Here is an 18,328-nt window from a genome sequence, read left to right on the forward strand (position 1 = left end):
AACAACAAGGCCTCATCATGAGGCCTTGTCTGTTTTTACCCTTGCTGGCTGTCGCTTGTCTGCCCGGTTTGGGTCTGCACTTGGGCCTGGTTTTGGGCTTTCGTTGCGGGAGCCGGTCGCCAGAGCGGGGCGCTGTTGCCTTGCGGCGGATAGCGTACTCCCACTTCCCAGCCGCAGACGTCCTGCTTCTGCGGGAAGCTCCAGGCCAACGTGGGTTCCGTCAGCGGCCCGCGCCACTGGCCGAGCAGCTCGGCGCAGCGGTTGCCATTGAGGATCCCCAGATCGAGCTGCCACTGTTCGTTGACCAGATCGATCCCCCCTTGCAGCGCCAGCAGATGAGTGATGGTGGAGGCGCCAGCCTGCTCGATCTGCAGTTGCCCCTTGTCGATCTTGCCCTGCAGCTTGATGCGGTAGAAGGGGGTGTCACCCTCCTGCATCGCCTGCCACAGCTGATCCGGCGTCAGGGTGGGCGGGGTCGCCCCCTTGAACCACTCATCCAGCAGCGGGTCTATCTTTACCTTGTCCCAGAACGGCTCGTCGGCATCGAGGGCAAAGCTGCCCTGCAGGGTCTGGCGCCACTCGCCCGCCGTTTTGCCATGTTCGGCTTGCAGATCGGCGCTCACGTCCGCCTTGCCAGCGAACGAGACCGGGGAGTGGAATATCTTGCCCCATTGCTGCAGATCCAGCTTGGTCGCCTGCAGTTGGAGGCGGCTGCTCTGGCCCGGTTCGCGGCCCCACTGGCCACTCAGGCTGAGAGTGCCCTCATCCGGCAGCGAGCTGGTGAGTTTGCCCAGTTGCCAGGAGCTGGGGGTCAGCTCCCCATCCAGCTCGCCGTTGCGGGCGCTGAGGCCATCCCACACCAGCTCGAACCACTTGCTCTCGATACGGGCACGGCCGAGCAGCGGGCCGGGTTGGTTATCGCGCAGGGCGAGATCGCTCAGATAGAGCTGCCAGCCGGTCAGCGACAGAGGGATGGAATCGTCGAAGGAGAGCACCTTAAGCTTGTCGAACGCCAGCTTGCGGATATCCACTTGCTGCGGGCGCCAGCCCTGCCAATCCTGCCACCACCCCTGCGGCAGGCTGATATCCATGCCGCTCAGCGCCACGTCTTTCAGGGTCAGCTTCTGCTGCTGGTTATCGAGGGAGAACTCGACATTGAACTCCCCTTCATAGGCCTTGCCCTGCAGTTCGCCGTCGATCTGCTGGGGTGAGAAGGCGAGCTTGCCCTTGATCTCCTCCAGCTGGAACAGACCACGACCCATGTCGCCCAGGGTGCCGCTCAGATAGCCGGTGGGCTGGTTGCCCGCCTGCCAGTTGAAGGCGGTGAGCTGGCCGCTGAAGTTGTTGAAGGAGAGCTCCTGATTGATGTCGTTGAGGCTGACGCCGTCCAACTGACCGCGATCCAGCGACACCCTTTGCAACGGGAAGCGCTGTGGGAAGCCTTGCTGTGTCAGATCCCCCAGCTCCACCCGCATGCCGCGCGCCTTGAGATCGTGCAGTTGCAGGGTGCGGGCGGGCCAGTCCAGCACCATGCCGGTCTCCAGCAGACCGTCGAACAGGTTGGTCACCAGCTTGTCGGTGCGCAGCACTTCCCCCTCCAGCCGTCCTTGCAGGTTGAGACGGGCGAAGGTGAACTGCGGAGTCTCCAGCTGGCCGATATTGAGGCTCAGGTTGGCCTGTGGTTGCCGTTTCGGGTCGATCAGCTCCCAGTCACTCAGGGTGGCGTTGAGGCCGCGCAGGGTCAGCTCGGGGCTCTCCAGACTGAGCCGGTCTATGGTGCTGTCACTGATGGTGAGGGAGTGCACCGGCAGGTTCGGCAGTTGGTTGGGCAGCGGCAGCTTGATGGCGGGGCGAATGAGATCGAGATGGGCGATGCGCACGTCGCGGCTCAGCCAGTCGATGCTCTCGATCTCCAGATAGATCTTGTCGAGGGAGACCGCATCGCCGTAGCGTACCTGCTCTGCCAGCAGGGTGTAGGGGTGGAGCGGGTTGAACACCAGTCGCCCTATGGTGACCGGTACGCCGGTCTGCTGGCTGATCCAGCTGGCGATGGGGCCTTTGGCGCGCTCGGCGTCGAACAGGCCGAGGGCAACCCAGACAAACAGCAGCAGGAAGGCGAAGGTGTAGAGCAGGCCGCGTAGCCAGGAATTCATGGGTGCTTTCCTCCTGTTTTGGGATTGGTTGTCAGGCGTTTGAGTAGTGGTCTCGCAGACCGAGCCAGCGCCGTATCAAGGGTTCGACATGGCTTGGGTGCCTATCCATAAGGAGATGTGCCCATCTTCTGCATCTACCTCGATCAGGCATTGGAATAGTGATCCCGTAAGCCGAGCCAACGGCGAATCAAGGGTTCGACATGGCTCGGATGCCTATCCATAAGGAAGCGCGCCATCTTTTGCACCTGCGGAATAAGCGGTTGATCCCGCACCAGATCGGCGATCTTGAGATCGGCCAGACCGGTCTGGCGAGTACCGAGCAGTTCCCCCGGGCCGCGCAGTTCCAGATCGCGCTGGGCGATGAGGAAGCCATCGTTGGTCTCACGCAGCACCCCGAGTCGGCTCTGGGCCGTTTTGGACAAGGGGGCATGATAGAGCAGCACGCAGTGAGAGGCTACCGCTCCGCGCCCGACCCGGCCGCGCAGCTGGTGCAGCTGCGCCAGCCCGAGCCGTTCCGGGTTCTCGATGATCATCAGGCTGGCGTTGGGCACGTCCACCCCCACCTCGATGACGGTGGTAGCGACCAGTAGTTGCAGTATGCCTGCCTTGAACTCCTCCATCACCCGCTGTTTCTCGACCGGGCGCATTCGGCCGTGCACCAGCCCGATGTGCAGGCCGGGCAGCAGGTTCTGCAGCTCGGCGGCGGTATCTTCGGCGGCTTGGCACTCCAGCACCTCCGACTCCTCGATCAGGGTGCAGACCCAGTAGGCCTGCTTGCCCTCGGTGCAGGCGAGCTTGACCCGCTCGATCACGTCGCCGCGACGGCTGTCAGGCAGCGCGACTGTGGTGATGGGGGTACGGCCCGGCGGCAGTTCGTCGATGACCGAAGTATCGAGGTCGGCATAGGCGGTCATCGCCAGGGTGCGGGGGATGGGGGTGGCGGTCATGATGAGCTGATGGGGATGTACCCCTTCCCGCTCCCCTTTCTCGCGCAGTGCGAGGCGCTGATGCACCCCGAATCTGTGCTGTTCATCGATGATGACCAGCGCCAGACGCTGGAACACCACCTGCTCCTGAAAGATGGCGTGGGTGCCCACCACCATCTTGACGCTGCCATCTTTGATCGCGGCCAGCGCCTCCTCCCGAGCCTTGCCTTTCTGCTTGCCCGCCAGCCAGCCGACTCCGATGCCGAGCGGCTCCAGCCACTTGGCGAAGTTGATGGCGTGCTGTTCCGCCAGCAGTTCGGTCGGCGCCATCAGCCCCACCTGACAGCCGTTGCCGATGGCCTGCAGGGCGGCCAGTGCTGCGACCAGAGTCTTGCCGGAGCCCACGTCGCCCTGCACCAGCCGCATCATGGGGTGGCTCTGTTGCAGATCCTTGCTTATCTCGGTCACCACCCGGCTCTGGGCGCCGGTGGGCTTGAACGGCAGGGCGTCGAGCAGCTGTTCGACCAGCGCGGGCGCCGGTTTGAGGGCGCGGGCCAGCTGGGTTTGTGCCTGAGCGCGCACCTTGAGTACCGAGAGGTTGTGCGCCAGCAGCTCCTCCAGCACCAGCCGCTGCTGGGCTGGATGTTGGCCGCTTTCCAGTAGCGGCAGCGCCACCGAGGGAGGCGGGCGGTGCAGCAATTTCAGGGCGGCGGCCAGTTCAATCTGATGGGGATAGAGTCCGGCGGGCAGCAGCTCCTCCACGCCATAGAGATCGAGCTGGGCCAGTGCCTGATCGGTGAGGTTGCGCAGGGTGAGCTGGCGCAGTCCTTCGGTGGTCGGGTAGACGGGGGTGAGCGCCTCTTCGGTTTGACCGGCCTGCTCCTCGCCGAGCAGCTTGTACTCGGGGTGGGCCATCTCCAGCCCGTATTTGCCGGGGCGCACCTCGCCAAAGCAGCGGATCAGACGGCCCGCCGCCAGACTGTTTTTCTGGGCGGCGGTGAAGTTGAAGAAGCGCAGGGTGAGGGTGCCGGTGCCATCGCTGATGCGACAGACCATCATGCGGCGGCGCCCCATCACCAGCTGAGTGTCCTGGATTTCGCCCTCGACGGCGCCGTGCAGGCCGGGCGGCAGATCGCCTATGGGCCACACCTGGGTGCGGTCCTCGTAGCGCAGGGGAAGGTGGAACAGCAGATCCTGTACCGTGGCCAGCCCCAGCCGCTCGAGCTTCTCCAGCATCTTGCTGCCGACACCCTTGAGGCTATCGAGAGGAATTTTATCCAATTTCATCAATTAGATGCCCGAAAACACTGTAAATATGTCCAGATGATAGGGGTTGTTGAGGGGCCGATGCAAGCCGAGTTGCTGCTGGCAGGGCCGCCAAGGCGGGGGAAACGGCGGATATAACAAAGGCCTGCCGAAAACGGAAGGCCTTTGTGCGGCTGCCAACAGGCAAGGTTTGGGCGCATGGCGCCCAAGGTCAGATGATGCGTTTTAGCAGCAGGTGGGCCTTGACCCGGTGGATCCGTCCCAGCAGCTTGCGCACCTGTTCCGGGTAGTCCTGGATCTGCTCAACCTGATCGAAGTGGCTGATCCGCTTGGTGTTGGTCAGGATGTTCTCCCGCTCCGCGTTGAACTGGGGACGCAGCAGGTGGCGACGATCGTGTACCAGCAGGCCGTTCTCCAGATCCAGCGCCCAGGCGCGGGGGTTGAGGTTGTTGCCGGTGAGCAGGGCCCACTCGTCATCCACGAAGATCCCCTTGAGATGGTAGGAGTTGCGCTCGCAACACCAGAGCATCAGGTTGAGGCGGCCGTCGTCGATGTGGCGCTGGTTGCGCTCGGCAAACTTGCGCAGGTTGGTCTCGTAGAGATAGGGCAGGCCACCGATGGTGGAGAACTTCTCTTCCGGCGGAATGAAGAAGTCGTTGGCGGTCTTGTCGCCCACTACGATGGTCACCTTGCAACCGCGCTGCAGCAGATCCTCGATATCCTTGCTCAACTCCTTGGGCGGGTTGAAGTAAGGGGTGCAGATGAAGATCTCACGCTCGGTGGCGCGAACCAGATTGCGGATCATCAGGTTGAGCTGATTGTTGCGCTTGCCCAGACCCACCATGGGGGTGACGGCCACCTCCTGGGTGTTGACCGGCATGGTGCTGAAACGGTACTGGCTCTGGCGCAGGCTCTGCTTGAAGCGGCGGATTGGCCCCTTCAGCTGCTTGGCGCTGGGGATATCGCTGTGATCCAGTCGCTGCACCGCGTCGCTCTTCACGAACAGGTCATCCACATAGTTGACCATGCTGCTGGCCAGCTCCGGGCTGGTGATCTGGTGATAGCGATCGAAGCGGTAGCGATCCTGCTGATGCAGGTAGATGTCGTTGAGGCTGGCACCGGAGTAGAGCACCACATCATCAAAGATGAAGCCCTTGAGGTGGAGCACGCCGAGCAGCTCGCGCCCTTTGACCGGCACACCGTAGATTTCGATCTGGTGCTCGTGTTCGGCAGCCATGGCCTGATACATCAGGTGGTTGCCGCCCTGCTTGCTTTTGCCGATCAGGCCGCGCTGGGCACGGTGGAAGTCGACGAACAGCTTGATGTCGAGGGCCGGATTGCGCTGCTTGGCGGCGTAGAGGGCGGCGAGGATCTCCCGGCCGGCTTCGTCATCCTGCAGATAGAGCGCGACCAGATAGATGCGCCGGGTGGCACTGGCGATAAGCGCAAGAATGCGGCGTTTGAAATCCTGGGCGCTGTAGAGCACTTCAAACTGATCCGCTGCGACGGCGATCTGGGGCAGGCGCGCCAGCAGTTGTCGATAATGGGCCGATGAATGCATAGATAAACCTGAAATCACGGGGTTAAGCGTTCCACTCGGAGCGATGAATAGGCGATTCTAGCAATCTCGCCCTCTCAGCCAAAGAAAGAATCATCAGAAAGATGAAAAAGGCCTCACGAGTGAGGCCTTTTTGTCAGCATTTTGCCCTTGTCAGAGGAAGCTGTAGATGATCATCGCCATCACGCCGCCGGTGGTGCCGATGATGGTTTCCATCACGGTCCAGGTCTGCAGGGTCTGCTTCTCGGTCAGGCCGAGGTAGCGGTTCGCCAGCCAGAAACCGGAGTCGTTGACGTGGGAGAGCACGATGGCACCGCCGCCGATGGCGATGGTGACGGCAGCCAGCTGGGCACCGCTCAGGCCGAGGGGTTCCAGCATCGGCAGCACCAGACCGCAGGCGGTCAGCATGGCGACGGTGGCAGAGCCCTGAATCACCCGTACCGCAGCGGCCAGAATGAAGGCCAGCGCGACGATGGGCAGACCGGAGTCGGCCAGCATGTTGCCCAGCGCGGCGCCTACGCCGGAATCAACCAGTACCTGTTTGAACACGCCACCGGCACCGGTCACCAGGATGATGACACCGGCGGGCTGGATGGCGCTGTTGCAGACGCTCATCACCTCGTCACGGGACATGCCGCGGCGAATACCCAGCAGATAGAAGGCGGCCAGACAGGCGACCATGATGGCGGTGAAGGGGTGGCCGATGAACTCCAGCCAGTTGTGCAGGGTGGAGCCTGCCTCGACGAAGCGACCGACGATGGTCTTGAGGCCGATCAGCAGCAGCGGCAGACCGATGAGGCCCATGGCCAGCCCGAAAGAGGGCAGGGATTTGCTGTCATCATGGACGCTGTTCTGGGCATCGGCAGGCAGCGGCACATCGACGATCTTGCTGATGAAGTCACCGAACAGCGGGCCAGCCAGGATCAGCGCCGGTACGGCAGCGATCAGACCGAACAGGATCATGTAGCCGAAGTCGGCACCCAGTTGGGATGCCACCAGGATCGGGCCCGGCGCCGGGATAAGGAAGGCTTGGCAAGTTGCGATACCGGCCAGCAGGGCGATACCGATCTTCACCACGCTGCCGCCGCCACGACGGACGATGGCGAAGGCGACGCCGATCAGCAGCACCACGGCCACGTCAAAGAACAGCGGCAGGGCGCAGACAAAGCCGGTCAGGGCCATGGCCCAGTTGGCGCGCTTGACGCCGAACTTGCCGAGCAGGGTGTGAGCCACCCGGTCGAGGGCACCGGTCACTTCCATCACCTTGCCGAACATGGCGCCCAGCGCCACCACCACGGCGACGAAACCGAGGGTGCCACCCATCCCTTTCTGGATGGTGTTGGCGATATCGGCCGGGTTCATGCCAGCGGCGAGACCCGCCACCATGGAGACCAGGGTCAGGGCTACCACGGCGTGGAGCCGGGCCTTCATCACCAGGAAGAGCAGCAGCACAATCGAGCCGGCGGCTGTCATGATCAGGGAGAGGTCAGACATTGTTATGCGTTCCTTTTTCCAAGTTCAGTCGTGACACCTTGCCGATCCGTCGGCAAACCATATCTTTATGATTTATTTAGATTTATGGCAAGGGCTCAACATCATATGCCCAGGTGACTATGGGTTTGCTCAGTCTGTGGCAGACTTCACATTTTCAATCGTTACCGGTAACATGTTACCGGTAACGTGTTAGATTAGAACCCATCAACAGCTGGTTTTTTGAAAAGTGGGACAGAGGTCAAATTATGGCGGGTAAGTGCATTATCGTGATGGGTGTGTGTGGTAGCGGCAAATCCAGCGTGGGTCTGAAAGTGGCCGAAGCGCTGGGCGCCAAGTTCATCGATGGTGATGACCTGCACCCCAAGGCCAACATCCAGAAGATGGCTGGCGGCAACCCCCTCAACGATGAGGATCGTGCCCCCTGGCTGGAGCGGATCCGCGACGCCGCCTACAGTCTCGAGCAGAAGAACGAGACCGGCATCATTGTCTGTTCCGCCCTCAAAAAGAAGTACCGCGACCAGATCCGCGAAGGCAACGAGTCGGTCAGCTTCATCTTCCTCGATGGCAGCCAGCCGCTGATCCTCGAGCGGATGCGTGCCCGCAAGGGCCACTTCATGCGTGAAAGCATGGTACAAAGTCAGTTCGATACTCTGGAGCGCCCGGATGGCGAAGCCGGTGTATTCCACATTGATATAGACGGCACCTTCGAACAGGTGGTTGACCGCGCCGTCACAGCATTGGAGCAAGCCCAATGATTCATCAGGTAATTTCCGACGTCACCGCCCGCATCCGCGAGCGCAGTGTCGCCCGTCGTCAGGCATTTTTGGCCCGCATCCAGCGTCAAGCAGAGCAGGGCAAGACCCGCGCCGCGCTGGCCTGCGGCAACCTGGCCCACGCCGTGGCCGCCTGCAGCAGTGACGAGAAGGGTCGCATTCTCGATATGACCCGTGCCAACGTCGGCATCGTCACCGCCTACAACGATATGCTGAGCGCCCATCAGCCCTATCAGGGCTATCCGGATCAGATCAAGGCGGTGCTGGCCGAGCTGGGCCACAGCGCCCAGGTCGCCGGCGGCGTGCCCGCCATGTGCGACGGCGTGACTCAGGGTCAGCCGGGGATGGACATGTCCCTCTTCTCCCGCGACCTGATCGCCCAGGCGACCGCACTGTCGCTCTCTCACAACACCTTTGATGCCACCCTGCTGCTCGGTATCTGCGACAAGATCGCTCCGGGTCAGATCATGGGGGCCCTCTCCCACGCTCACCTGCCGACTGCATTTGTTCCTGCTGGCCCGATGGCGAGCGGCATCAGCAATGACGAGAAGGTGAAGGTGCGTCAGAAGTACGCTGCCGGTGAAGTGGGTCGCGATGCCCTGCTGGAGATGGAGTGCGGCGCCTACCACGCGGCAGGCACCTGTACCTTCTACGGCACCGCCAACACCAACCAGCTGGTATTCGAGGCCATGGGCCTGATGCTGCCGGGCTCTGCTTTTGTGCATCCCCATAGCGAGCTGCGCCGCGCCCTGACCGCCGAAGCGGCCCGCCGCATCAGCGCCATGATCCCGGGCTCCCCGGCCTATCGCCCGCTGAGCGAGGTGCTGGATGAGCGCTCGCTGGTCAACGGTCTGGTGGCCCTGCTCGCCTCCGGCGGCAGTACCAACCACAGCATCCACATGGTGGCGCTGGCCCGCGCCGCCGGTCTGGTGCTGACCTGGGATGACATCAGCGATCTCTCCGATGTGGTGCCGCTGCTGGTTCGCATGTATCCGAACGGCCCGGCCGACGTCAACGCCTTCGAACAAGCAGGCGGCGTGCCCGGCCTGATGCGCCGTCTGGCGCAAGAGGGGCTGATCCACATGGACGCCACTCCAGTCTTTGGCGAGATGCAGGATTACCTCAGCCGTCCGGCACTGGTCGATGGCCAGCTGGTATGGCAGCCGGTGGGCGAAAGCGGCGATGCGAGCGTGCTTTCACCTTCCGGCAGCGTGTTCCAGGCCACCGGCGGCACCAAGCTGCTGGCGGGCAATCTGGGCCGCGCCGTGGTCAAGGTCTCCGCCGTGGCTCCCGAGTATCGGGTGATTGAAGCCCCAGCGCGGGTCTTCTCCTCCCAGCATGCGGTGGAAGCGGCCTACAAGGCGGGCGATCTCAATCAGGATGCCGTGATCGTGGTGCGCCACAATGGACCGGCCGCCAACGGTATGCCGGAGCTGCACAAGCTGATGCCGGTGCTCGGCAACCTGCAGAAGGCGGGTTACAAGGTGGCGCTGGTCACCGATGGCCGTCTCTCCGGTGCCTCCGGCAAGATCCCAGCCGCCATCCACGTTACCCCGGAAGCGCTGCACGGCGGGGCCATTGGCCTGCTGGCCGACGGCGATCTGCTGCGGGTTGATGCGGTAAACGGCAGCCTCGACTGCCTGACCGATTTGAGTGGCCGTACCCAGGCCGAGATTGACCTCACTCCGGAACAAGAGGGGTGGGGCCGTGAACTGTTCAGCGTGATGCGTCGCGCGGTATCGAGCGCCGAGTGTGGCGCCACCATCTTTGACTAAGGAAGAGCTATGCAGAACTGGAAAGTGACCCCGGCCGAGGTGTTTGCCGCCTCCCCGCTGGTACCCGTGATGGTTATCAACGAGCTGGATCAAGCCCTGCCGATGGCCAAGGCGCTGCTCGACGGCGGCATCTCTGTCTTCGAAATCACCCTGCGCACCCCGGTGGCGCTCGATGCCATCGCCCTCATTGCCAAGGCGATGCCGGATGCCATGGTCGGTGCTGGTACCGTGCTCAACTGCGAGCAGTTTGACGCAGCCGTTGCCGCCGGTGCCCGCTTCGTCATCTCCCCGGGGATGACGCCGGCCCTGCTGGCTCACGCGGCCAAGAGCACCGCGCCGCTGATCCCGGGTGTGGCAACTCCGTCTGAAGTGATGCAGGCGCTGGAAGCGGGCTATGACCACCTGAAGTTCTTCCCGGCCGAAGCGAACGGCGGCACCAAGGCGCTCTCCGCCATTGCCGCGCCGCTGCCCCAGGTGAAGTTCTGCCCGACCGGCGGTATCGGCCCGAAAAACGTGGCCGACTATCTGGCGCTCAAATGCGTGGCCACTGTCGGCGGCTCCTGGATGCTGCCGGCCGATGCGGTCAAGAGCGGCAACTGGGGAGAGGTGACTCGCCTCTCCCGCGAAGCGGTTGAGTTGGTAAAACGCTAAGCCTCAGTTGTGCAGAAAACCAAACAGGCCACCCTCGGGTGGCCTGTTTGCTATCAGCGTGACTTAAGTGGGTGAGGGAAGGGATTACCCCAGACTCTCCCCGACATAGAGGGAGAAGCCGATATCTTTGCGGGTATCGGGTTGGGATTGGCCGTTGAGACGAGCCAGCAGCATGGTGGCCGCCTCCCGACCGATCGCTTCCCGCGGGGTGGCGATACTGGCCAGTTTGGGGGTCATGGCGTGGCCGATGTCGAGAGCGTTGCAACCGGCGATGGCGATCTGCTGGGGCACCGGGATCCACTTGGCCTGACACTGCAGCAGAGCACCCACCGCCAGGTCATCGTTGGTGCAGAACAGGCCGTCGAGGTCGGGATAGCGTACCAGCGCCTGATCCAGCAGCTCGCCCCCCAGAGTGAAGCTGGAGGATTGTTCGGTCAGCAGATGCTGGCCGGTGAGGCCGAAGTCGGTCATCGCCTGATAGTAACCCTCCATCCGCAGCTGGGTGCGCACGTCGAGCCGCGCCCCCAGATAGACCACCTTGCGTCGGCCCCGGCGCAGCATCTCTGTTACCATGGCCCGGGCCGCGGCTCTATGGTCCATGCCGACCACCATATCGATGGGGGTTTGCGGCAGATCCATGGTCTCCACCACCGGAATGCCGGCGGTGGCGATCATCTTGCGAGTGCGCTCTGTGTGCTGGCTGTCGGAGAGGATGAGGCCATCCACATGGTAGGAGAGTAGGGACGCGACCTGCTCCTCCTCCCGCTCCGGACTGTAGCCGTAGTGGGCCAGCAGGGTCTGGTAGCCGGCCGGTCGGGTCACCGACTCGATGCCGTGGATCACCGCCGAGAATACTTGGTTGGAAAGTGAGGGGATCAGGATGCCGATCGCCTTGCTGGTCGCGTTGGAGAGAATATCCGGCGCCCGATTGGGGATATAACCCAGCTCTTCCACTACAGCTGCGATCCGCTCGCGGGTCCCCTCCGCCACGGTCTGCGGGTCGCGCAGATAGCGGCTGACAGTCATCTTGGTCACGCCGGTCTGGTCGGCGATATCTTGCAGGGTGGGGCGGCGCTTGCGGGTGGGGCTCATAGGGGTGTCCAGCGTGGATGTTACATGTAACATTACCGTTTTTGGCGGATAAAGTCAGCATATGAAGCCGTTTTGGCAGGAGTTTTCCGATGATCAGAGGCAAGCAGTTTGTGGATGTCCGGTTCGAGCAACAGGATGTGGAGGGGGAGCAGTTCTCGGAGTGCCGCTTTATCGGCTGCAACTTCTCCTGGCTGGATCTGAGCGATAGCCGCTTCATCGACTGCAGCTTCTACGATCGGGAGAGCGAACGGGGCTGCCTGTTGCAGGGTTGCGATCTGCGCGAGGCCAGCTTTCTACGCTGCGATCTCACCATGGCCGATTGCAGCCGCAGCCAGTGTCTGGGGTTGGAGATGCGCGACTGTCAGGCGGTCGGTATTAACTTCAGCCATGCCAGCTTCGCCAACCAGATCACCGCCAAAAGCTACTTCTGCGAGGCCCATCTGACCGGCAACAACTTCAGCTATGCCAGCTTCGAGGGCTGCCTGCTGGAGAAGTGCGAGCTGACCGGCAACCGTTGGCAGGGGGCCAACCTGTTTGGTGCCTCGCTGGCGGGTTCCGATCTCAGCGGCTCCGAGTTTGGCCAGATTGACTGGACCAGCTTCAAGCTGCAGGGCTGCGATCTGCGCCAGTGCGATCTGCCAGGGCTGGATCTGCGCCGGGTCGATCTGCAGGGAGTACAGATCAACGAGGATCAGCAGCAGACATTGCTGGAGCAGATAGGTCTGGTTGTCTTCCCCTGAGTCGAGCAAAAAAATAGGTAATTTTTCATCAAATGGGAGTGACAGCGGGTTGCTGTACTCCTGAAACGACAAAAGCCTGCGTGATGCAGGCTTTTGCTAGTGAGCGTGTGATGCGTTTGTCGGCCGGGTTGACTCAACCCTTGGCCAGCCATTTGGTCGGGTTGATGGCCTCGCCCTGATAGCGAATTTCGAAGTAGAGGCCCGGTCTGTCCTGGCCACCACTGTCACCGACCAGTGCCACTGGTTCACCCTGTTCCACATTCTGGCCAACCTGACGCAGCAGCGACTGATTGTGACCGTAGAGGCTCATGTAGCCCTTACCGTGATCGATTACCAGCAGCATACCGAAGCCGTCGAGCCAGTCGGCGTAAACCACTTGTCCCGGTGCGACCGCCTTTACCTGGGTTCCTTCGCTGGCGCCGATCAGGGTTCCTTTCCACTTGAGCTGGGCGGTGCGCGGCGAGCCGTAGGCGATGAGGATCGGCCCCTGTACCGGCCAGCGCAGGCTGCCATTGGTCTTGAGCCCGCTGTAGTAACCTGCGGTCCCAATCCCAGAGCCTCGCTCCGGTTTGGTACTGGACATCTCTTCGACCGGTTCTGCCGGTTTGACGGTTTTGTTCTGCTGGGCGGCAAGTCGTTGTTGCTCGGCGCGGCGCTGCTCGGCCAGCTTGCGCTGACGTTCCTGTTCCGCTTTCAGCTTGGCCAGCCGTTCCCGTTCGGCCCGTTCGCGGCGCTCCTGCTCTTCCCGCTGGCGGCGCAGCTCCTCCAGCCGCGCTTTCAGCGCCTTCTCCGCCTTGACCAGCTTGGAGAGCTTCTGCTCGTCATCCTGTACCGACTGCTGCAACTGGTTGCGCACCTTGGCCCGGCTCTGCTGGCTGGCCAGCAGGGCCTGGTGATGCTCCTGCTGTTCGGCAAGCAGGGTCTGCAGTCTGGTTTCGGTCTCTTTGGTTGCTTGCTGGTTTTTCGCCAGCTTGTCACGGGTGGCGCGCAGGGCGTCGATGGCCTCGATGCGGGCCTTGTTGAGGTAGTCGTAGTAGTCGAGCGAGCGGCTCAGTTTGACCGGATCCTGCTGATTGAGCAGCAGTTTGAGGTAGTCGTGGTTGCCCGCCTGAAAGGCGCTTTCCGCCTGCTTGGCCAGCAACTGCTTTTGATGTTTGGCTTGAACTTCCAGCGCCAGCTTGTCTTTTTGCAGGGTCGCCAGCTTCTGCTGGTTCTGCTTCAACTGCTGCTTGGTCTGGTTGAGTTTGGCGGCGGCGGCCGAGATGGCCTGCTCGTCAGCCTTGAGCTGGGTATTGAGCTTGGCAAGCTCCTGCTTGCTGAGCTTGATGGTCTTCTGTTGCTCTTTGATCTGGGACTGCATGGTGCCCAGCTGCTGATTGGCGGCCAAAGCCGATTTGCTGGCGCCAAACAACAGGCAAAAAAACAGCGCGCCGGCCAACAGGCCGACGCGACTGGTTTTCTGTGAAATAACTTCGCATCCCCGCATGGGGAAGGATTATTTCAGAATCATCAGGGGCTTGCCAGTCATTTCCGGCGGCACCGGCAGACCCATCAGGGTCAGCATGGTGGGGGCCAGATCGGACAGTTTGCCACCTTCAACTACCTCGGCTTTGCGACCGAAATAGATGAGCGGAACCGGCAGATTGGTGTGGGCGGTGTGGGCCTGACCAGTCTCTTCGTCCAGCATCTTCTCGGCGTTGCCGTGGTCGGCAGTGATCAGGCACTCGCCACCCACTTCGGCTAGGGCGTCGGTCACACGGCCGATGCAGTGGTCAACGGCTTCACAGGCTTTGACGGCGGCATCGAACACACCGGTGTGGCCAACCATGTCGCCATTCGGGTAGTTACAGATGATGACGTCGTACTTGCCGCTCTTGATGGCCGCAACCAGCTTGTCGGTCAGCTCTTCGGAGCTCATCTCCGGCTGCAGGTCATAGGTAGCCACTTTCGGGCTGGCGACGATTTCGCGATCTTCGCCAGTGAAGCAGGCCTCTTCGCCACCGTTGAAGAAGAAGGTGACGTGAGCGTACTTCTCGGTTTCGGAGATGCGCAGCTGGGTCTTGCCCTGCTTGGCCAGCCACTCACCCAGGGTGTTGACCAGAGCGGTCGGCGGGTAGGCACAGGCAGTTTTGATGTCGGCCGCGTATTCGGTCAGCATCACGAAGTTCAGCTTCGGCTCAACGGCACGGGCGAAGCCGGTGAAGTCGGTGTCAACGAAGGCGCGGGTGATTTCACGGGCACGGTCGGCACGGAAGTTCATGAAAATCAGCGCATCGCCATCTTCCATCGGTGCCGCTTCGCCGATGCGAGTGGCTTTGACGAACTCGTCGTTCTCGTCGCGGGCATAGGCGGCAGCCAGTGCTTCGGTGGCGCTCTCGGCGGTGAACTCGCCCTTGCCCTGGGTCATCAGGTCATAGGCTTGCTGCACGCGATCCCAGCGGTTGTCACGGTCCATGGCGAAGTAACGGCCGATCATGGAGGCGAAACGACCCTTGCCCAGCTTGGCGAACAGGGCATCGAACAGCTCGATGGAGGACTGGGCGGAGCGCGGCGGAACGTCGCGGCCATCCAGGAAGGCGTGCAGGTAGATCTTCTCGGCGCCACGCTTGGCTGCCATTTCGATCATGCCCATGATGTGCTCTTCGTGGCTGTGTACGCCACCCGGGGACATCAGGCCCATGATGTGAACGGCTTTGCCGTTGGTGACGGCAGTGTCAACAGCCTTGGCCAGCTCGACGTTCTGGAAGAATTCACCGTCCTGGATGTCTTTGGAGATGCGGGTCAGCTCCTGATAGACGATGCGACCGGCACCGATGTTGACGTGACCCACTTCGGAGTTACCCATCTGGCCATCCGGCAGACCGACGTCCAGACCGGAGCCGGAGATCAGGGTGCTGGTGTAGTCACGGGCGAGACGATCGAGGTTGGGAGTCTTGGCGGTAGCGACGGCGTTGTGCTCTTGCTTGGTGCTGTAGCCCCAACCGTCCATGATGACCAGAACCAAAGGTTTCTTAGCTGTTGACATAAGACTATGTCCTCTCGGATTGGAAAAAATGCGGGAAATGAAACTAGCGTAATATTACTACATCTGCCGAAATAGTCACCTGATAGCCAAGGGGCGCTCCCGCGGCCCCGCAAGCCACGCCCTTCCTGCCATGATTGATGCCCAATGAGGATGGGAGCCTGCTCGCGCTTTGCCGCCAAGATGGCTGATCTTATCAATACCCCCATGTATACTCGGGCCCTTGTCTTGGTCCCTGGATAGTAGAAGATGCAAGAGTATTTGGATTTTGCGGCCCGTAACCCGCTGCTGACCGCAGCCTGGTTGGGTCTGGCTGGCACCCTGGTTTACACCACTGTGCGTGCCCGTTTGTCCCCGGTAAAAACCGTCAACAATCACACCGCGACCCTGCTGATCAACCGCGAGAATGCCACCGTGGTGGATATTCGCAGTCAGGAAGAGTACGCCAAGGGTCATCTGGCCGGAGCCCAGCACCTGCCGCTGACCCAGATCCAGAGCAATAATCTGGGCCCGGTTGAAAAGCATAAAGATGCCCCCATCATAGTGGTGTGCGAGTCGGGAATGACTGCGGGCGGCGCGGGCCGTCAGCTGAGCAAAGCTGGCTTCAAGCAGGTTTATGTGCTCGGCGGTGGCATGGCCCAATGGCGTGCAGAAAATCTGCCGGTAACCAAGAAACGCTGATTTAAGCAGGGCCTGAGCCCACTTATCCATATAACAAGGAATCAAACGAAATGGCTGACGAGATCAACAACCAGGAAGTACAACCGGAATTTCACATCCAGCGTGTTTACACCAAGGATGTCTCTTTCGAAGCGCCGAACACCCCGCACATCTTCCAGAAAGAGTGGCAGCCGGACGTCAAGCTGGATATGGATACCAAGACCAACATCCTGGCTGAGAACGTCTACGAGGTTGTCCTGACCCTGACCGTGACTTGCAAACTGGAAACCGAAACTGCCTTCCTGTGCGAAGTACAGCAAGCCGGTATCTTCACCATCGGTAACCTGCCGGAGCCGCAACTGGCTCACTGCCTGGCTGCCTTCTGCCCGAACATCCTGTTCCCATATGCCCGCGAAGCCGTGGCCAACATGGTGAGCAAGGGTTCCTTCCCGCAGCTGAACCTGGCACCGGTCAACTTCGATGCCCTGTTTGCCCAGCACATGGCGCAAGCACAGGCCCAGCAGGCGACTGCGGAAGCCTGATAATGGCTGACCAGATCGCTATCTCGGTCTTGGGGGCGGGGTCTTATGGCTCCGCCCTTGCCATTTCTCTGGCGCGCAACGGTCATCCGACCCTGCTGTGGGGTCACGACCCTGCTCATGTCGCCGAGCTGGAACAAGACCGCTGCAACAAGGCTTTTCTGCCTGATGTTCCTTTTCCTGCCGATCTGCAGCTAACTGCGGATCTGCAACGTGCGGTACAGGCTGCCCCCGTGCTGCTGCTGGTCGTGCCGAGCCATGTATTTGGCGATGTGCTGACCCGGATCAAGCCCTTCTTGCGCCCCGATACCCGTATCGCCTGGGCCACCAAGGGTCTGGAGCCGGACAGTGGCCGTCTGCTGCAGGATGTGGCTCGTGAAGTGCTGGGTGACGAGATGCCGCTGGCGGTCATCTCCGGCCCCACCTTCGCCAAGGAGCTGGCTGCCGGTTTGCCGACCGCCATCTCGGTCGCCTCGACTCACGACGAGTTCGCCGACGATCTCTCCCACCTGCTGCACTGTGGCCGCTCGTTCCGGGTCTATACCAATCCGGACTTCGTCGGTCTACAGCTGGGTGGGGCGGTGAAGAACGTCATCGCCATCGGTGCCGGTCTCTCCGACGGGCTCGGGTTTGGCGCCAATGCCAGAACCGCGCTCATCACCCGGGGTCTGGTGGAGATGCAGCGTCTGGGTGCGGCGCTGGGTGCCGATGCCAAAACCTTTATGGGGATGGCGGGGCTCGGGGATCTGGTGCTCACATGTACCGACAACCAGTCGCGCAACCGTCGCTTCGGGCTGGCCCTCGGGGCTGGCAAGGATGTGAACACCGCCATGACCGAGATCGGTCAGGTGGTGGAGGGGTATCGCAACACCAAAGAGGTGCATCTGCTGGCGGCCCGCTGCGGCGTCGAGATGCCCATCTGCGAGCAGATCTTCAAGGTGCTCTACGAGGGTAAGAACCCGAAAGAGGCGGCCATCGCCCTGCTGTCGCGAGACAAGAAGGACGAGTAATCTGCCGATTGCCCATGCAAAAGGCCCCGCCAGATGGCGGGGCCTTTTCTTTGCTGCAAGGGCTGCAGATCAGTAGTAAGAGTGGTCGCCGCGCTGGTGCTCGGTGGCGTCTTTCACACCGTTGAGCTCACCCGGGAACTTCTCCAGCAGCTGCTTCTCGATCCCCTCTTTCAGGGTGTAATCGACCATGGAGCAACCGTTGCAACCACCGCCAAACTGCAGGATGGCCAGTTTGTCTTCAGTCAGCTCGACCAAGGTTACCTTGCCACCGTGACCGGCCAGCATGGGGTTCACTTCGGACATCAACACGTACTCGATGCGCTCGATTAGCGGCGCGTCGTCGGCCACTTTACGCATCTTGGCGTTCGGTGCTTTCAGGGTGAGCTGGGAGCCCATCTGATCGGTCACGAAGTCGATGGTGGCATCCACCAGGAAGGGGGCGCTCAGGGGATCGACCATGCAGTCGAAGCCGCTGAAGGGCAGGTGTTGATCTTCCGGGTCCACGGCATCGGGTGGGCAATAAGATACGCCACACTCGGCATTCTGGGTTCCCGGATTGACCACAAACACCCGGATATTGGTGCCATCAGGCTGTTTTTCCAGCAGTTTACGGAAATGGGCCTGGGCGGCGTCGGAAATGCTGATCATCACTATCCTCATAAACCTGAG

General features: G+C 61.6%; 15 protein-coding genes. 7 read left to right on the plus strand and 8 right to left on the minus strand.

Translation table 11 applies throughout. From position 1 onward, the window contains the following. Window positions 1-35: 35 nt before the first annotated feature. The 4 genes from G5367_RS14035 to gntU form a co-directional block, all read right to left on the minus strand. Complete coding sequence (locus tag G5367_RS14035) at window positions 36-2,153, minus strand: AsmA family protein (protein WP_421244479.1); 2,118 nt, start codon at window positions 2,151-2,153, stop codon at window positions 36-38. 143 nt (window positions 2,154-2,296) lie between these two features. Further along, window positions 2,297-4,366 carry an ATP-dependent DNA helicase RecG gene (gene recG, locus G5367_RS14040; RefSeq protein ID WP_421244480.1) on the minus strand — a complete coding sequence of 690 codons (2,070 nt, stop codon included), beginning with the start codon at window positions 4,364-4,366 and terminating at the stop codon, window positions 2,297-2,299. Window positions 4,367-4,556: 190 nt separating this feature from the next. Further along, window positions 4,557-5,906, minus strand: coding sequence for a CDP-diacylglycerol--serine O-phosphatidyltransferase (gene pssA, locus G5367_RS14045; RefSeq protein WP_421244481.1), 1,350 nt, complete (start codon window positions 5,904-5,906; stop codon window positions 4,557-4,559). Window positions 5,907-6,056: 150 nt separating this feature from the next. Then, window positions 6,057-7,397, minus strand: a complete 1,341-nt coding sequence (gene gntU, locus G5367_RS14050) for a gluconate transporter (RefSeq protein ID WP_421244482.1) — start codon at window positions 7,395-7,397, stop codon at window positions 6,057-6,059. A 245-nt stretch (window positions 7,398-7,642) separates the two neighbouring features. Between gntU and G5367_RS14055 the strand changes: the two genes are divergently transcribed. The 3 genes from G5367_RS14055 to G5367_RS14065 are packed head-to-tail and all read left to right on the plus strand — an operon-like array spanning window position 7,643 to window position 10,596. Beyond that, the gene (locus G5367_RS14055) at window positions 7,643-8,152 is read left to right on the plus strand and encodes a gluconokinase (RefSeq protein WP_005340649.1); all 510 of its coding nucleotides are present in this window, start codon (window positions 7,643-7,645) and stop codon (window positions 8,150-8,152) included. Continuing rightward, the gene (edd, locus tag G5367_RS14060) at window positions 8,149-9,945 is read left to right on the plus strand and encodes a phosphogluconate dehydratase (RefSeq protein WP_111900466.1); all 1,797 of its coding nucleotides are present in this window, start codon (window positions 8,149-8,151) and stop codon (window positions 9,943-9,945) included. The genes G5367_RS14055 and edd overlap by 4 nt, the downstream gene beginning before the upstream one ends. 9 nt (window positions 9,946-9,954) lie before the next feature. Continuing rightward, the gene (locus G5367_RS14065) at window positions 9,955-10,596 is read left to right on the plus strand and encodes a bifunctional 4-hydroxy-2-oxoglutarate aldolase/2-dehydro-3-deoxy-phosphogluconate aldolase (protein WP_421244483.1); all 642 of its coding nucleotides are present in this window, start codon (window positions 9,955-9,957) and stop codon (window positions 10,594-10,596) included. 84 nt (window positions 10,597-10,680) lie between these two features. Here the strand turns inward: G5367_RS14065 and G5367_RS14070 are convergent, their stop codons facing one another. Next, entirely contained in the window at window positions 10,681-11,688 is a 1,008-nt protein-coding gene (locus tag G5367_RS14070) for a substrate-binding domain-containing protein (RefSeq protein ID WP_076493932.1), read from the minus strand. 89 nt (window positions 11,689-11,777) lie between these two features. On the opposite strand from G5367_RS14070, the gene G5367_RS14075 reads away from it, so the two are divergent. Beyond that, window positions 11,778-12,428 carry a Qnr family pentapeptide repeat protein gene (locus G5367_RS14075; protein WP_005340643.1) on the plus strand — a complete coding sequence of 217 codons (651 nt, stop codon included), beginning with the start codon at window positions 11,778-11,780 and terminating at the stop codon, window positions 12,426-12,428. Window positions 12,429-12,561: 133 nt separating this feature from the next. On the opposite strand, the gene envC is transcribed toward G5367_RS14075, so the two are convergent. Next, the gene (gene envC, locus G5367_RS14080) at window positions 12,562-13,914 is read right to left on the minus strand and encodes a murein hydrolase activator EnvC (RefSeq protein ID WP_421244484.1); all 1,353 of its coding nucleotides are present in this window, start codon (window positions 13,912-13,914) and stop codon (window positions 12,562-12,564) included. Window positions 13,915-13,923: 9 nt separating this feature from the next. Beyond that, window positions 13,924-15,453, minus strand: coding sequence for a 2,3-bisphosphoglycerate-independent phosphoglycerate mutase (gpmM, locus tag G5367_RS14085; RefSeq protein WP_421244485.1), 1,530 nt, complete (start codon window positions 15,451-15,453; stop codon window positions 13,924-13,926). A 246-nt stretch (window positions 15,454-15,699) separates the two neighbouring features. Here gpmM and G5367_RS14090 point away from each other — a divergent pair, with 246 nt between their 5' ends. From G5367_RS14090 to gpsA, 3 genes are read left to right on the plus strand one after another with little or no spacing between them, the layout of a single operon-like run. Further along, on the plus strand, window positions 15,700-16,131 hold the full coding sequence (locus tag G5367_RS14090) for a rhodanese-like domain-containing protein (protein ID WP_005340640.1): 432 nt from the start codon (window positions 15,700-15,702) through the stop codon (window positions 16,129-16,131). 50 nt (window positions 16,132-16,181) lie between these two features. Beyond that, window positions 16,182-16,652: a protein-export chaperone SecB gene (gene secB / locus G5367_RS14095; protein ID WP_005340639.1), complete on the plus strand. Its 471-nt coding sequence runs from the start codon at window positions 16,182-16,184 to the stop codon at window positions 16,650-16,652. Window positions 16,653-16,654: 2 nt separating this feature from the next. Continuing rightward, window positions 16,655-17,659: an NAD(P)H-dependent glycerol-3-phosphate dehydrogenase gene (gpsA, locus tag G5367_RS14100; RefSeq protein ID WP_019445045.1), complete on the plus strand. Its 1,005-nt coding sequence runs from the start codon at window positions 16,655-16,657 to the stop codon at window positions 17,657-17,659. A gap of 69 nt (window positions 17,660-17,728) precedes the next feature. Here the strand turns inward: gpsA and nfuA are convergent, their stop codons facing one another. Next, window positions 17,729-18,307, minus strand: a complete 579-nt coding sequence (nfuA, locus tag G5367_RS14105; RefSeq protein ID WP_005340636.1) for a Fe-S biogenesis protein NfuA — start codon at window positions 18,305-18,307, stop codon at window positions 17,729-17,731. Window positions 18,308-18,328: the final 21 nt, after the last annotated feature.

This window comes from Aeromonas sp. 604282 (assembly GCF_049170575.1).
GTDB lineage: Bacteria > Pseudomonadota > Gammaproteobacteria > Enterobacterales > Aeromonadaceae > Aeromonas > Aeromonas veronii_A.

What these genes read in the sequence shown, in the direction of transcription:
- G5367_RS14035 (WP_421244479.1), bottom strand. Translation starts at nt 2,153, where the DNA reads ATGAATTCCTGGCTACGCGGCCTGCTCTACACCTTCGCCTTCCTGCTG.
- recG (WP_421244480.1), bottom strand. Translation starts at nt 4,366, where the DNA reads ATGAAATTGGATAAAATTCCTCTCGATAGCCTCAAGGGTGTCGGCAGC.
- pssA (WP_421244481.1), bottom strand. Translation starts at nt 5,906, where the DNA reads ATGCATTCATCGGCCCATTATCGACAACTGCTGGCGCGCCTGCCCCAG.
- gntU (WP_421244482.1), bottom strand. Translation starts at nt 7,397, where the DNA reads ATGTCTGACCTCTCCCTGATCATGACAGCCGCCGGCTCGATTGTGCTG.
- G5367_RS14055 (WP_005340649.1), top strand. Translation starts at nt 7,643, where the DNA reads ATGGCGGGTAAGTGCATTATCGTGATGGGTGTGTGTGGTAGCGGCAAA.
- edd (WP_111900466.1), top strand. Translation starts at nt 8,149, where the DNA reads ATGATTCATCAGGTAATTTCCGACGTCACCGCCCGCATCCGCGAGCGC.
- G5367_RS14065 (WP_421244483.1), top strand. Translation starts at nt 9,955, where the DNA reads ATGCAGAACTGGAAAGTGACCCCGGCCGAGGTGTTTGCCGCCTCCCCG.
- G5367_RS14070 (WP_076493932.1), bottom strand. Translation starts at nt 11,688, where the DNA reads ATGAGCCCCACCCGCAAGCGCCGCCCCACCCTGCAAGATATCGCCGAC.
- G5367_RS14075 (WP_005340643.1), top strand. Translation starts at nt 11,778, where the DNA reads ATGATCAGAGGCAAGCAGTTTGTGGATGTCCGGTTCGAGCAACAGGAT.
- envC (WP_421244484.1), bottom strand. Translation starts at nt 13,914, where the DNA reads ATGCGGGGATGCGAAGTTATTTCACAGAAAACCAGTCGCGTCGGCCTG.
- gpmM (WP_421244485.1), bottom strand. Translation starts at nt 15,453, where the DNA reads ATGTCAACAGCTAAGAAACCTTTGGTTCTGGTCATCATGGACGGTTGG.
- G5367_RS14090 (WP_005340640.1), top strand. Translation starts at nt 15,700, where the DNA reads ATGCAAGAGTATTTGGATTTTGCGGCCCGTAACCCGCTGCTGACCGCA.
- secB (WP_005340639.1), top strand. Translation starts at nt 16,182, where the DNA reads ATGGCTGACGAGATCAACAACCAGGAAGTACAACCGGAATTTCACATC.
- gpsA (WP_019445045.1), top strand. Translation starts at nt 16,655, where the DNA reads ATGGCTGACCAGATCGCTATCTCGGTCTTGGGGGCGGGGTCTTATGGC.
- nfuA (WP_005340636.1), bottom strand. Translation starts at nt 18,307, where the DNA reads ATGATCAGCATTTCCGACGCCGCCCAGGCCCATTTCCGTAAACTGCTG.